Here is a 13,486-nt window from a genome sequence, read left to right on the forward strand (position 1 = left end):
ACCGAGCCGGGCTGTAGCAGCCACTAACCGGCCGTTCGCACTAAAGGCTGCCCTCCCTCGCGTCCTTGCACAGGACGCCCCGACGCCGACCCGATGATCCCTCTTCGGCATCCGTGTTTTCTTTCGGCGTTACTCCGCGCTCGCCAGCGGACGATCCCCCACGCCCGGTTGGTCCCCGCGCCTGTGCCGGGGAGGCGGGAAGGCAATTACAAGAAATCCTCGCGCATCCGCAACTCGCCGGTAACCCCCGTCGCCAGCACCAGGTTGCCCAGGTAGAACAGCGGCCACGCCGCCAGCGCCGCGGCCGGCCCCGAACCGCCTGACGCACCGCCAAGCGCGGCGATCCCCAGCACGTTCCCGGCCACGATCAGCGAAGCCCCCAGGCCTACCCGGGAGCGCGGGAACGTGCTGATCCACGCCGAAGCCGCCATGCCGCCCAGAGCCAGGCCCAGGAACAGCGGCACGCCAACCCCGGCCCGTTCCGCCGCGAAGTAGCACAGCAGAGGTGTCCCCAAAGTCAGCGCCAGCGCCGAGGCCTTGCGTCCGCCGTCCATTTCCACCCGGCGATGGACCAGGAACATTCCCAGGCCGATCAGATAAGCCACCAGCAGCGCATTCAGCGCGATCAGCGGCATATAGTCCATCAGCGCCGAGCCGATCGCCTGCAACACCAGCATGCCCGCCAGCGACCGCGTATCGTTTCCCCGGTGGCGCAGCACCGCATAGACCGCCAGCAACAGCAGCGGCGCTGCCTTGAGCAGCAACAGGTAAAGCCCCGGCGTCTCGCTGCCTTGCAGCCAGATCCAGGCCAGCGCCAGCACCATGCTACCCAGCAGCCAGGGTCGGCGTTCGATCAGGGCGCGCTTGGGCATCGTGGTCTTTCTCATCGGTTGGGTTCGCCTGCGGCTATGGCAGGTGAGCGGGGCCTTTTCCATGCCCGCCATACCGGCTAGGCGAGGCCCATGACAAAAGACTCCGGTACGACTTACGACGTTCACATTATCGGCGGCGGCCTGGCCGGCAGCGAGGCGGCCTGGCAGCTTGGCCGCCGGGGCTACTGCGTGCGCCTTTCCGAAATGCGCGGCGCCGGTCCAGAATGGCCGGGCGAGCGCAGCCCCGCCCACCAGGGCGACGGGCTGGCCGAACTGGTCTGCTCCAACTCGTTTCGCTCAGACGACAGCGACAAGAACGCGGTGGGCCTGCTCCACCACGAGATGCGCCTCTGCGATTCGCTCATCATGTCGGCCGCGGCCATTGCCGAGGTTCCCGCCGGTTCTGCGCTGGCCGTCGACCGCGACGTGTTCTCCGCCGAGGTGGAAGCCCGCCTTGCCGCCCTGCCCAACGTCGACATCGTGCGCGAACGCATCGACGCGCTGCCCGAAGGCCGCGTCATCGTCGCCACCGGCCCGCTGACCGCCGAGGCGCTGGCCGGGTCGATCGGTCAGGCGACCGGCGCGGACAGCCTCGCCTTCTTCGATGCCATCGCCCCGATCGTCTACCACGAATCGATCGATATGGACGTGTGCTGGATGGCCTCGCGCTGGGACAAGGGCGAGACCAAGGATTACATCAACTGCCCGATGAACGAGGAGCAGTACCTCGCCTTCCACAAGGGGCTGGTCGAAGGCGAGAAGACCTCGTTCAAGGAATGGGAGGCCAACACTCCCTATTTCGACGGCTGCATGCCCATCGAAGTCATGGCCGAACGCGGCGTGGACACCTTGCGCTTCGGCCCGATGAAGCCGGTCGGCCTCGACAATCCGCACTGGGCAACGCCAGAGCATCCGAACGGACGCTGGCCCTATGCCGTGGTGCAGCTGCGCCAGGACAACAAGCTGGGCACGATCTGGAACATGGTCGGCTTCCAGACCAAGCTGAAACATGCCGAGCAAGTGAAGCTGTTCCGCACGATCCCGGGCCTCGAAAATGCCGAGTTCGCGCGGCTTGGCGGCTTGCACCGCAACACGTTCCTCAACTCGCCGGTGCTGCTCGACCGGACCCTGCGCCTGAAATCCGCGCCGCACGTCCGCTTCGCCGGGCAGATCACCGGCTGCGAAGGCTATGTCGAAAGCGCGGCAGTCGGCCTCATGGCCGGGCTGATGGCCTGCGCCGAACTCGCCGGCCAGGAGTGGCAGGCGCCGCCGCGCACGACCGCGATGGGCGCCCTGCTCTCACACATCACCGGCGACGCCGAGGCCGAAACCTATCAGCCGATGAACATCAACTTTGGCCTGTTCCCGCCGCTGCACGATGTGAAGAAGAAGCAGCGCAAGGAAGCCTACACCGGCCGCGCCAAGGAAGAGATCGCGCCGTGGCTGGAAGGACTGACGCCGGCGTAAGCCCTCAGCAGCTGCACTTTGCTTTGGGCTTGGGCGGGGGCGCCGTGCGGCGAAATTCGGCGGGGGTAAGGTACTGGTCGTGGTCGACGTCGGCCTCGGCGAACTTGTCGACCTTGGCGACCGCCCACTCCTCGAAGGTCAGCAGGTTGTTGCCGTCCTTGTCCAGCTTGCGGAAGGCATCGGCGCGGGTTGAGAGCATTTCATTGCGCGATATCCGCTTGTCGCGGTCACGGTCGTAGCGGAAGAAGCGGCGCTGTTCGCGGCTGAGTTCGGTTGCTTGCGGCAATTCCGGACCGACCATGTCGCCTACATCCGCGCTGGGCAAGGGCGCGGGTCCGATGGACGCGCTGGCGCTGGGCGGAGGGGCGCCGGCTTCCACTTCGGCGCGGCCCTGAAGCCAGAACAGGCCAATCCCCATCATCACGAACACGGCAAGGCCGCCAAGCAGGAAACGGTTCATAGCAAGCCCCTTCATCAAGGCTCGCAGCCTTAGGGGCAGCGCCCATCCTTCCGGAAATTACAACGCTTTAATCTATAAGCCGAGCAGGCCAAGGCGCATGGCCTTGAGCACCGCGGCGGGGGATGTCGCCGCTTCCTCACCCTTGTCGAGACGGCGATAAGCGAGCCCATGAAGCACCATCAACGGGCGCAAGGGCCGCGAGAGACGCACGCCTTTGGCGCGGTCAGCCAGCGCCAGAGCGCGAGCCGTCTCGCGCTCGTTTTCATGGCCAAGGCGCATGGCAAGGTCGGCCAGCGCCCAGGAACGGGCCAGTCGCTGCACGGCGCGAAGTTCACCGTCACGGCCCAGCGCCTGCGCCAAAGTGGCGAAAGCAGCGGACCTTCCCTCAGCCATCAATTCCAGCGCGGATGCGGGAAGCGGCGCGCTTCCGGTCATGGCTTCCCAGCCATTGACGAGGCTGACGAGACCGCCGTGATGTCCATTCCAGGTGCGCAGAAGGGCAAGCAGCGGTTCGCCGTCTGGCCACTTGTCGGCAGGCTGGGACAGCGACTCGCGCCACCATGCCAGACGCAGCTGCGCCATCATCGGTTCACGGGAATTGCGCAGCAGACCAGCGAGCCGGGTATCGAGCGCCAGCAGCGCCAGCGTCTGTACCCGCGCGGACTTCGGCGCATAGGCCAAGGCAAGCCGCGATACCGTGGGCAGCGAGGCGACGAGGATATCCTCGTTCGAGGCGGGTGTCTGGGATGCGGGGGGGCTGGGTTTCGGTCACGCGGCATCCCTAGAGGGTGCGGCGACGGGAATAAACCCATCTTCCGCTCACCGGATCGCCGATAGCGCGGGCGGTGGCATCAACCATCGCCCGCGCCGTCAGATCAGCGGTAGCAGACCTTCTTGACTGCCTCGACGACGCGCTTTGCGTCGATCAGGGCCAGCTTTTCGAGGTTCGCGGCGTAAGGCAGCGGCACGTCCTCGTTGCAGACGCGCACGACCGGCGCGTCGAGGTCGTCGAAGCCTTCCTCCATGCAGATCGCCGAGATTTCGGACGCGATCGAGCAGACGGGGAAGCCTTCTTCCGCAACGACGAGGCGGTTGGTCTTGGCGAGGCTGGCCAGAACCGTTTCCTTGTCGAGCGGACGCAGGGTGCGAAGGTCGATGACTTCGACATCGAGGCCTTCTTCCGCCAGCGTCTCGGCGGCTTCGAGCGCGAGGCCGACGCCGATCGAGTAGGACACGATGGTCACGTCCTTGCCTTCGCGCATGACCCGCGCTTTGCCGATCGGCAGGACGTGGTCGTCAAGTTCAGGCAGTTCGAACGAACGGCCATAGATCAGCTCGTTCTCGAGGAACACGACCGGATCGTCACTGCGGATCGCGGCCTTGAGCAGCCCCTTGGCGTCCGATGCGTCGTAAGGCGCGATGACCACCAGGCCCGGTACGTTGGCGTACCACGGACCGTAGTTCTGCGAGTGCTGCGCACCCACGCGCGAAGCCGCGCCGTTGGGACCACGGAACACGATCGGGCAGCGCATCTGGCCGCCGGACATGTAGTTGGTCTTGGCGGCCGAGTTTATGATGTGGTCGATCGCCTGCATGGCGAAGTTGAACGTCATGAACTCGATGACCGGGCGCAGGCCGCCCATCGCCGCGCCGGTGCCGATGCCGGCAAAGCCGTACTCGGTGATCGGCGTGTCGATGACACGGGTGGGTCCGAATTCGGCGAGCAACCCTTGCGTCACCTTGTAGGCGCCTTGGTACTCGGCGACTTCCTCACCCATCACGAACACGCGGTCGTCGCGGCGCATTTCCTCGGCCATGGCGTCGCGCAGGGCGTCACGCACGGTCGAGGTCTTCATGTTGGTGCCGTGCGGCACTTCGGGGCCGCGAGGCGTCTTGATGTCGCTGTGGAGGTTGGCCGTGCCGCTTTCGGCGGGCTTCTTGTCCTCAGCGGGCTTTTCACCGGACTGGGGCGCTTCGGCAGACTCTTCGGCCTTGGCGGCAGGCGCCTCGACGGAAGATGCGTCTTCGCCTTCGCCGGCCAGAACCGCGATCACGGTGCCGACCTTCACGCCCTCGGTACCTTCGGCAACGAGAATCTTGCCGACCACGCCTTCGTCGATGGATTCGAATTCCATCGTGGCTTTATCAGTCTCGATTTCGGCGAGAATGTCGCCGGAGGAGACCTCGTCGCCTTCCTTGACCAGCCACTTGGCCAGCTTGCCCTCTTCCATCGTCGGGGAGAGAGCGGGCATCTTCAGTTCGATCGCCATCTCAGTAGCTCTCCACCAGAACGTCGGTATATAGTTCGGAAGCCACCGGCTCCGGCGAATTCTCGGCGAAGTCTGCCGACTGGGCGACCTGCGAGCGCACGCGCTTGTCGAGTTCCTTGAGGCTTTCCTCAGTCACGCCCATGCCCATCAGTTCCGCCTTGGCATGCTCGATCGGATCGCGCTTCTCGCGCACGTCCTGAACTTCCTCACGGCTGCGGTACTTGGCCGGATCGGACATCGAGTGGCCACGGTAGCGGTAGGTATTCAGTTCCATGAGAACCGGGCCATTGCCGCCGCGCACGTATTCGAGGGCGACTTCGGCAGCCTTGCGGACTTCCAGAACGTCCATGCCGTCAACCGACATGCCGGGGATCCGGAACGCGGTGCCGCGGCGGTGGAAATGCGTCTCGGCAGAGCCGCGCTTTACCGCGGTGCCCATGGCGTAGCCGTTGTTCTCGATCACGAAGATGATCGGCAGCTTCCACAGGGCAGCCATGTTGAAGCTCTCGTAGACCTGGCCCTGGTTGGCCGCGCCATCGCCGAAGTAGGCCATCGCGACGCCGCCGTCTTCACGGTACTTGTGCGCGAAGGCGAGGCCTGCGCCCAGCGAGACCTGCGCACCGACGATGCCGTGCCCGCCGTAGAAGCGATGCTCCACGGAGAACATGTGCATCGAGCCGCCCTTGCCCTTCGAGATACCGGCTTCACGGCCGGTCAACTCGGCCATGATGACCTTGGGGTCGATGCCGTAGGCGAGCATGTGGCCGTGGTCGCGGTAACCGGTGATGACCGAGTCCTTCGACCCGTCGAGCGCCGACTGCAGACCAACGGCAACCGCTTCCTGACCGATGTAGAGATGGCAGAAGCCGCCGATCAGGCCCAAGCCGTAAAGCTGGCCGGCCTTTTCCTCGAAGCGGCGGATCAGCAGCATCTGCTCGTAAAAGTGGAGCAGTTCTTCCTTGGAAGGTTCGTAACGCTTATCAGCGTCCAGAGCGGCCTGGAGGCTGTGCAGCGCGAAATCCTCGTCAGTTGAGGCGTCTGCGACAGTGGCCGTTTCGGCTACCGGAGTCTTTGCTTTGGGCAACGCTTGCTTCCCATCGTTGGTGCGATCGTTCGGAAGGGCGGTATAGGAACGCCGCTCGAAAAGCGAAAGCGCGGACGATCGAAATTGGCCTGCGAACGTGGACTATTTTGCAACTAGACTTGCAAAAATCGGCATTGTTACGTGCCAGTCACGACAGCGACACGCGCCCGTCAGGGCAGCTGCATCACCATCTCGTCCGGACGCGCGACATTGAGATGGCTACGAACAAGCTCACCTGCAAGGTCGGGGTCCATGTTCTGCGGATTGAGCAGCGCGACGCGATTCTTCAGACGGTCGCGCTCGGCCTGAAGTTCAACGAGCTTGGCGCGGCGTTCTTCGAGCAGATGTTGATTCTCGCCCCAGGCAAGCAGACCACTGGGCCCGGCGACGCAGTAGAGGCCCATGAGCAACAGCACGGCAAGGGCAAGGCCCTGCACGAGTCGCTCTCTGGCAATGTTCGCTTCCTGTCGCACGGTTCGCATGACTTTATAGAATCACATGTGATTCGTCGTTTCAAGCCCATTTCTTACTGGATTTCCGCCATTTGCGACAGGTGGAGGCGCGATCAGCAGTGCCATGGCCGTGGGTATAGGTGTTGATAAGTTTTTGTGTTCGGCCAGTGTGCGCTGCGCGGCGTAAATCCATGCCGTTGTCACCTCCAAATGCTGTGCCCGCAGGGAGGAACGCGGTTTCGCTTAACCGCGCGCCCTGCTAGGCGCAGCGCCATGTTGACCATACGTGACATCACCGTGCGCCTCGGCGGCCGCACCATTATCGACGGCGCGAGCGCGACTCTGCCCCAGAACGGCAAGATCGGCCTCATCGGCCGCAACGGCGCGGGCAAGTCCACGCTGGTCAAGGCGATCATTGGCGAACTCGAACCTGACGGCGGCTCGGTGGACATGCCCCGCCGTGCGCGCCTGGGCTATATCGCGCAGGAAGCCCCTACCGGCACCAAGACCCCGTTCGACGCCGTGGTGGAAGCCGATACCGAGCGTACGCAGCTACTCGCCGAAGCCGAGACCTGCACCGACCCGCACCGCCTGGGCGACCTTCACGAGCGCCTGATAGCGATCGACGCCTATACCGCCCCTGCCCGCGCAGCCCGCATTCTCGTCGGCCTTGGCTTCGACGAGGAAATGCAGGGCCGTCCGCTGGACAGCTACTCGGGCGGTTGGAAGATGCGCGTGGCGCTGGCCTCGCTGCTGTTCTCCGAGCCTGACGTCATGCTGCTCGACGAGCCTTCGAACCACCTCGACCTCGAAGCGACGCTGTGGCTGGAGAACTTCCTCAAGGGCTATCCCAAGACGCTGCTGGTCATCAGCCACGAGCGCGACCTGCTCAACACCGTGGTCGATCACATCCTGCACCTGCAGCAAGGCAAGCTGACGCTCTACCCCGGCGACTACGACAGCTTCGAGCGCATCCGCGCCGAACGCGCGGCCCAGGCCGAAGCGGCGCGCGCCAGTCAGGACGCCCAGCGCAAGAAGCTGTCGGAATACGTCGCGAAAAATTCGGCCCGCGCTTCGACCGCCAAGCAGGCGCAATCGCGCGCCAAGATGTTGGCCAAAATGCAGCCCATCGCCTCGATGGCCGAAGATCCCTCGCTCAGCTTCGACTTTCCCAGCCCCGACGAACTGCGTCCGCCGCTGGTTACGCTGGACCTTGCCGCAGTAGGCTATGAAGAAGACAAGCCGATCCTGCGCCGCCTCAACCTGCGCATCGATCCCGAGGACCGCATCGCGCTGCTGGGCCGAAACGGCAACGGCAAGACCACGCTGGCGCGCCTGCTGGCCCGCCAGCTTGATCCGATGGAAGGGTCGCTGACCTTCTCGCCCAAGATCCGCATCGGCTACTTCACGCAGTATCAGGTGGAGGAACTGCCCAGCAATTCCACGCCGCTGGAACTGATGACGCGGGCGATGGACGGCAAGCCCACGGTCGCCGTGCGCGGCCAGCTTGGCCGTTTCGGCTTCTCGGGCAACCGTGCCACTTCGGTGACCGGTACGCTCTCGGGCGGTGAGCGCGCAAGGTTGGCGCTGGCGCTGGTGACGCGCGACGCGCCGCACATGCTGATCCTCGACGAACCGACCAACCACCTTGACGTCGACGCCCGCGAAGCGCTGGTTCAGGCGCTCAACGCGTTCGACGGCGCCGTCATCCTCGTCAGCCACGACCGTCACATGGTCGAACTGGTCGCGGACCGGCTGGTGCTGGTCGATGGCGGTGTGGCCGAAAACTACGACGGCTCGATGGAGGACTACGTCGACTTCGTGCTGGGCCGCAACCAGCCCAAGTCCGGCGGCGCTGAAGGCAAGGCCAGTGGCGGCGCCAAGAAGTCCGGCGCCGTCGCGCGTGAGGAACTCAAAGCCCTGCGCAAGAAGGTCACCGCCGCCGAAACGCGCATGAAGCGCCAGCAGGCGCAGCTTGCCGAGATCGACGCCGCGCTTGCCAATCCGGGTTCGGGCAAGGGCGACCTCAAGGGCGTGGCGATCGGCGAACTGGGCAAGCGCCATGCCGCTTGCACCGCCGATCTGGAACAGGCCGAGACCGAGTGGCTTGAGGTCAACGAGGTTCTCGAAACCCTGATGGGCCGCGGCAAGTGAGCGTAGCTTTCCGCCGTGACGGGGACGAGGAGCACCTCGAGCCCAAGTTCGAAGTGCCCATCCCGCCGGGGCCGAACCTCGTCACGCAGCGCGGCCTTGAGATGATTGGGTCGCGGATCAGCGAGTTGACGGCCAAAGTTGCCGAGCTTTCGGAAGAAACCGCGCTGAACACCGCCAAGCGCGACTTGCGCTACTGGCGCGCGCGGCGGGATACGGCCAAAGTGCAGCCAGAACCTTCTGGCCCAAAAGCGATGTTCGGCTGCCGAGTGCGTTTCGCCCTCGACGGCAAGGCTCGCGAAATCACCATCGTCGGCCATGACGAGGCCGAACCGGCTGCGGGCCGACTTGCTTTTACTGCGCCGCTGGCCCGCGCGGTGCTGGGAGCGGAAGTCGGCGAATTCGTCGACTTCAATGGCCGGGAAGAGGCGATCGAAGTGCTGGAGATCGCGGTAGGTTGACCCGACCGTCCCGGACCTGATCCGGCACGACGCGATCTACATCAGACATGAAAAGCCCGGCATCACCAAGGTGATGCCGGGCTTTTCATTTAACGGGCCTGCCGGCCTGATCAGTCGCGGCCGCCCTTGCGGGGCTTCTTGTGGAACGGCTTGCCGCCGCCACCGGGTCCACCAGCGGGGCGCGGGCGGAAGGACGACTGACCCTCTCCGCCTTCGCTGCGCGGATAGCCATTGCCCTGCGGACGACGGCCACGCCCCTGCGGACCCTCGCGGTCGCGGCTGCGATGTTTGGCAACGTCGCGGGGTGCTTCGGCCGAACGCTCGATCAGGATGGTCGATTCGTATTCGCCGTCATCATGGCTGGCAGTGCGCTGCACGGATGCGGCGAACTGGTCGGCCAGGGCAACCGGAATCTGGAAGTGCGTCTGATCGGCCGAAATGCGGATCTGGCCCACGGCGTCACGGGTAACGTGACCACGGCGGCAAAGCACCGGCAGAATCCAGCGCGCTTCGGCGTTCTGCTGACGGCCCACATCCATGCTGAACCATACCACGTCGTCGAAACCGGGACGGTGACGCGGCTCGCGGCTTTCCGGCGTATTCCCGATCAGTTCCTCGGGCTGCGGCATGGCGGCGCGGTGCGCGATCACGAGAGCAGCGGCGAGATCCTCGGCGCTGACCTTTTCCAGCAGCACACGGGCGATCTCGCGATCGTCTTCCTCGGCCTCAACGGGGGCGAGGAGCTTTTCCATGAGACGCTCACGGTCCTGCGCACGGATCGATTCCAGCGTCGGCGCTTCGCCCCACTCTGCTTCGATGCGCGCGCCGCGCAGCATCATTTCGACCCGGCGGCGGCGCGGATACGGAACCAGGATCACGGCAGTACCCTTACGACCCGCGCGGCCGGTACGGCCCGAGCGGTGCTGCAGGGTTTCCGCATCGCGCGGAATTTCGACGTGAACGACGAGGGTCAGCGTGGGCAGATCGATACCGCGCGCGGCAACATCGGTGGCGACGCAGACGCGGGCACGGCGGTCACGAAGTGCCTGAAGCGCGTTGTTACGCTCGTTCTGCGAGTGCTCACCCGACAGGGCAACGGCAGAGAAGCCGCGCTCGACCAGGGTCGCGTGCAGGTGCTTCACGTTGTCGCGCGTGGCGCAGAACAGGATCGCGGTTTCGGCGTCGTGGAAACGCAGCAGGTTGACCACCGCGCGCTCGATGTCGGACGGGGCGACGGTGACGGCCTTGTAGGCGATGTCGCCGTGACCACGGTTTTCACCAACGGTCGAGATGCGCAGCGCGTTCTTCTGGTAACGCTGGGCCAGCGCCTCGATCGGGCGCGGCATCGTTGCCGAGAACAGCAGCGTGCGGCGGCCTTCCGGGGTCGCATCGAGGATTTCCTCGAGATCGTCGCGGAAGCCCATGTCGAGCATCTCGTCAGCTTCGTCCAGGACGATGGCGCGCAGGCCCGAGAGGTTGAGCTTGCCGCGCTCGAGGTGGTCGCGCAGGCGTCCCGGCGTGCCGACGACGATGGTCGCGCCGCGTTCGAGCGCACGGCGCTCCTTCACGGGGTCCATGCCGCCAACGCAGGTGACGATGCGCGCGCCGGTCTTGGCGTAGAGCCATTCCAGTTCGCGGCTGACCTGCTGGGCCAGTTCGCGGGTCGGGGCGATGGCCAGTGCCAGCGGACCTTCCGAGTAGGGAATGCGGCCATCTTCGAGCAATTCGTCGGCAATCGCGAGGCCGAAAGCCACGGTCTTGCCCGAGCCGGTCTGCGCGGAGACGACGAGATCGCGGCTGCGTGCTTCGTCCTCGGTCACCGCGGTCTGGACCGGCGTGAGCGTTTCGTAGCCATGCGCTGCGAGAGCCTCGGCGAGAGGCTGGGGGAGGTTTGTAAATGTCATAACGGGCAAATGAATCCTGCCGCAGTAAGCGGCCTAATGGAGCGTAGAAAGGGCTGCGAGGGCACCTTCATACGGCGCCAGTCGGCCGCCCATAGACGAAACCGCGCGAATTTGCGCGCACCAAATTCACTTTCGCGTGAAATCGTTGCTCATGCCCGCCGTGCGGAGGCTCACTTCCACTCCGGCCAGAGGCGCCGGGAAGGCGGTTTTGCATCCGAATCCTTCTCGGGCAACTGGTCGAAACTAGGCTGAAATCCGAGCAGGACGTACATTTCCCGCTCAAGGTACGGCGCCGCGTCGCCCGCGCTCATGTCGACCCGGGCGCATTCGCCCAGACCTGGCAGGATCGTGCGAAAAAGTCCTTTGCGTACAGTGCTTACGCGCATGACAGATACACCCCTGGATTTATTGGCCGGCTCATTGTGCGGGCCGCTAACGATCCGGCGACCGGCGATCAAGCCGGCCGGAAGACTGTCATATTCCCGCAAGAGAGGCAACAGGATAGGCCAGCGCCCCGCAGCGCCACATCCGCTTGAGATCGCCGCCCGTTCATGTCCATAAATATCAGGCATGAATCGTAACCCATCCTCAGCCCCGATCGGGGAACTCGTCGCCGCGGACCCCGCCCGCGCGCTTCCCGTGCTGCGAGATATCCTCCTGCGCGATGGAGATAACGCGCCGGCCTATCGGCTGCTGGGCCGCGCCCTGCGCGCACTGGGCCGGGAAGCGGAGGCTAGGCTGGCGGAAGCGGAGGCTGTGCGCGCTTCGGCGCATGACCCGGCGCTGATCGCCATTGCCCGTGCCATGATCGTCAATGACCTGCCCGCCGCAGAAGGCCTGCTGCGCCAGCGGCTGCGCGAACAGCCTACCGATGTCGCCGCGATCCGCATGATGGCCGAACTGGCGGGCAGAATCGGTCGTTACCGCGATGCCGAGGCTCTGCTGCGCCGCGCGCTGGAACTGGCGCCCGGTTTTGTCGCGGCGCGGGCGAACCTTGCCACCGTGCTCTACAAACAGAACCGCTTCCCCGACGCGGTCAGCGAACTCGACACTGTGCTGGCGCAGGGCGGCGATGATGCGGGTAACCTGAATTTGCGGGCAGCCGCGTTGGGGCGGACTGGCGATTACGAGGAAGCCCGGCGCATATATGCCGAACTGACCGAGACATTCCCCGAGCACGCAAAGCTGTGGATGAGCCATGGCCATATCCTCAAGACGCTGGGAAACCAGGCGGAAAGCATCGCCGCCTATCGCCGCGCACTGGCCATCGATCCGGGCCTTGGTGAAGTGTGGTGGAGCCTTGCCAACCTCAAGACCTGGCGCTTCGGAGACGATGACGTCGCCGCGATGGAGGCCGCTCTGGCTGGCGGCGGGCTTTGCGAGGACGATCGGCTGCACCTCCATTTCGCGCTCGGCAAGGCACGCGAGGATCGCGGCGAAGCGCCCGAATCCTTCGGCCACTATGCCCTGGGCAACCGCCTGCGCCGGGATCAATTGGCATACGCCCCCGAAACGGTGAGCGCGCAGGTAGACACCATGATCGCGGTATTCACGCCAAGCTTCGTAGAGGCCCGGCTGGGGGCCGGCGCGCCATCACCGGACCCGGTGTTCATTCTCGGCCTGCCCCGCGCGGGCTCGACCCTGATCGAACAGATACTTTCCAGCCACTCGCAAGTCGAAGGCACTATGGAACTGCCCGACATCCCTGCCATGGCCATGCGTGAGGCGCAGGCTGCCGGCGGCCGTCCCCGCGACTGGCCTCAGGCGCTGGCAGCGATGCCGCCTGAGCGCCTCTCCGAACTCGGCTCGGAGTTCCTTGAAAGAACCCGAATCCAGCGAAAGACCGGGAAACCGTTCTACATCGACAAGCTGCCTAACAACTGGGCCTACCTCGGCTTGATCGCGATGATACTGCCCAATGCGAAGATCATCGATGCGCGACGCCATCCGCTGGATTGCGGATTTTCCAACTTCCGCCAGCACTTCGCCAAGGGCCAGTCCTTCTCCTACGACCTGGAGCACATTGGACGTTATTACGCCGACTATGTGCGGGCCATGGCGCATTACGATCGCGTGATGCCGGGTCGCGTCCACCGCGTCATCCACGAGCGCCTGCTGGACGATCCCGAAGCGGAGGTACGCCGCCTGGTGGCCTATCTCGGCGTACCGTTCGAGGGGTCGTGCCTCCAGTTTTACCGCAACACCCGTGCCGTTCGAACGGCATCCAGCGAACAGGTGCGCCGCCCGATCAATCGCGATGGCGTCGGCCAGTGGCGAGCGTACGAGGCATGGCTTGGTCCACTAATTTCAGCGCTCGGAGAGTTGCCCGAGACTTACGCGCGGGAGTGAATGTCTGCAGCGCTGA

Annotated in this window: 12 protein-coding genes; 4 read left to right on the forward strand and 8 right to left on the reverse strand. The window is 65.0% G+C overall.

The features are described 5' to 3' along the window. Nucleotides 1–206: 206 nt before the first annotated feature. A complete protein-coding gene (locus V474_RS03710) occupies nucleotides 207–887 on the reverse strand; it encodes a hypothetical protein (RefSeq protein WP_236710615.1) in 681 nt (226 codons plus the stop codon). A 75-nt stretch (nucleotides 888–962) separates the two neighbouring features. Between V474_RS03710 and trmFO the strand changes: the two genes are divergently transcribed. After that, nucleotides 963–2,339: a methylenetetrahydrofolate--tRNA-(uracil(54)-C(5))-methyltransferase (FADH(2)-oxidizing) TrmFO gene (trmFO, locus tag V474_RS03715; protein ID WP_059150165.1), complete on the forward strand. Its 1,377-nt coding sequence runs from the start codon at nucleotides 963–965 to the stop codon at nucleotides 2,337–2,339. Between the two features lie 4 nt (nucleotides 2,340–2,343). Here the strand turns inward: trmFO and V474_RS03720 are convergent, their stop codons facing one another. The 5 genes from V474_RS03720 to V474_RS03740 form a co-directional block, all read right to left on the reverse strand. After that, the gene (locus V474_RS03720) at nucleotides 2,344–2,799 is read right to left on the reverse strand and encodes an EF-hand domain-containing protein (RefSeq protein WP_059150166.1); all 456 of its coding nucleotides are present in this window, start codon (nucleotides 2,797–2,799) and stop codon (nucleotides 2,344–2,346) included. 72 nt (nucleotides 2,800–2,871) lie between these two features. Then, entirely contained in the window at nucleotides 2,872–3,480 is a 609-nt protein-coding gene (locus tag V474_RS03725) for a hypothetical protein (RefSeq protein ID WP_236710617.1), read from the reverse strand. 194 nt (nucleotides 3,481–3,674) lie between these two features. Beyond that, nucleotides 3,675–5,069, reverse strand: coding sequence for a pyruvate dehydrogenase complex E1 component subunit beta (locus V474_RS03730; RefSeq protein ID WP_059150168.1), 1,395 nt, complete (start codon nucleotides 5,067–5,069; stop codon nucleotides 3,675–3,677). A 1-nt stretch (nucleotide 5,070) separates the two neighbouring features. Beyond that, nucleotides 5,071–6,153: a pyruvate dehydrogenase (acetyl-transferring) E1 component subunit alpha gene (gene pdhA, locus V474_RS03735; RefSeq protein WP_059150169.1), complete on the reverse strand. Its 1,083-nt coding sequence runs from the start codon at nucleotides 6,151–6,153 to the stop codon at nucleotides 5,071–5,073. A 170-nt stretch (nucleotides 6,154–6,323) separates the two neighbouring features. After that, complete coding sequence (locus tag V474_RS03740; protein WP_059150170.1) at nucleotides 6,324–6,635, reverse strand: FtsB family cell division protein; 312 nt, start codon at nucleotides 6,633–6,635, stop codon at nucleotides 6,324–6,326. Between the two features lie 243 nt (nucleotides 6,636–6,878). On the opposite strand from V474_RS03740, the gene V474_RS03745 reads away from it, so the two are divergent. Together V474_RS03745 and V474_RS03750 are read left to right on the forward strand one after the other, a co-directional pair. Further along, nucleotides 6,879–8,759 (forward strand): ABC-F family ATP-binding cassette domain-containing protein, encoded by a 1,881-nt coding sequence (locus V474_RS03745; RefSeq protein WP_059150171.1) that lies wholly within the window; start codon nucleotides 6,879–6,881, stop codon nucleotides 8,757–8,759. Further along, on the forward strand, nucleotides 8,756–9,217 hold the full coding sequence (locus V474_RS03750) for a GreA/GreB family elongation factor (protein WP_059150172.1): 462 nt from the start codon (nucleotides 8,756–8,758) through the stop codon (nucleotides 9,215–9,217). The genes V474_RS03745 and V474_RS03750 overlap by 4 nt, the downstream gene beginning before the upstream one ends. Before the next feature lie 110 nt (nucleotides 9,218–9,327). Here V474_RS03750 and V474_RS03755 read toward each other — a convergent pair whose 3' ends face one another. Both V474_RS03755 and V474_RS26485 read right to left on the reverse strand, forming a co-directional pair. After that, nucleotides 9,328–11,121, reverse strand: a complete 1,794-nt coding sequence (locus V474_RS03755) for a DEAD/DEAH box helicase (protein WP_059150173.1) — start codon at nucleotides 11,119–11,121, stop codon at nucleotides 9,328–9,330. Between the two features lie 170 nt (nucleotides 11,122–11,291). Continuing rightward, nucleotides 11,292–11,693, reverse strand: a complete 402-nt coding sequence (locus V474_RS26485) for a hypothetical protein (protein WP_236710619.1) — start codon at nucleotides 11,691–11,693, stop codon at nucleotides 11,292–11,294. Here V474_RS26485 and V474_RS03765 point away from each other — a divergent pair. Next, nucleotides 11,692–13,470 (forward strand): tetratricopeptide repeat-containing sulfotransferase family protein, encoded by a 1,779-nt coding sequence (locus V474_RS03765; protein WP_059150175.1) that lies wholly within the window; start codon nucleotides 11,692–11,694, stop codon nucleotides 13,468–13,470. The genes V474_RS26485 and V474_RS03765 overlap by 2 nt on opposite strands. Nucleotides 13,471–13,486 lie beyond the last annotated feature (16 nt).

The sequence above is a fragment of the Novosphingobium barchaimii LL02 genome, assembly GCF_001046635.1.
Classification (GTDB): domain Bacteria; phylum Pseudomonadota; class Alphaproteobacteria; order Sphingomonadales; family Sphingomonadaceae; genus Novosphingobium; species Novosphingobium barchaimii.

What these genes read in the sequence shown, in the direction of transcription:
- V474_RS03710 (WP_236710615.1), bottom strand. Translation starts at nt 887, where the DNA reads ATGAGAAAGACCACGATGCCCAAGCGCGCCCTGATCGAACGCCGACCC.
- V474_RS26485 (WP_236710619.1), bottom strand. Translation starts at nt 11,693, where the DNA reads ATGCCTGATATTTATGGACATGAACGGGCGGCGATCTCAAGCGGATGT.
- trmFO (WP_059150165.1), top strand. Translation starts at nt 963, where the DNA reads ATGACAAAAGACTCCGGTACGACTTACGACGTTCACATTATCGGCGGC.
- V474_RS03730 (WP_059150168.1), bottom strand. Translation starts at nt 5,069, where the DNA reads ATGGCGATCGAACTGAAGATGCCCGCTCTCTCCCCGACGATGGAAGAG.
- V474_RS03755 (WP_059150173.1), bottom strand. Translation starts at nt 11,121, where the DNA reads ATGACATTTACAAACCTCCCCCAGCCTCTCGCCGAGGCTCTCGCAGCG.
- V474_RS03745 (WP_059150171.1), top strand. Translation starts at nt 6,879, where the DNA reads ATGTTGACCATACGTGACATCACCGTGCGCCTCGGCGGCCGCACCATT.
- V474_RS03720 (WP_059150166.1), bottom strand. Translation starts at nt 2,799, where the DNA reads ATGAACCGTTTCCTGCTTGGCGGCCTTGCCGTGTTCGTGATGATGGGG.
- V474_RS03740 (WP_059150170.1), bottom strand. Translation starts at nt 6,635, where the DNA reads ATGCGAACCGTGCGACAGGAAGCGAACATTGCCAGAGAGCGACTCGTG.
- V474_RS03765 (WP_059150175.1), top strand. Translation starts at nt 11,692, where the DNA reads ATGAATCGTAACCCATCCTCAGCCCCGATCGGGGAACTCGTCGCCGCG.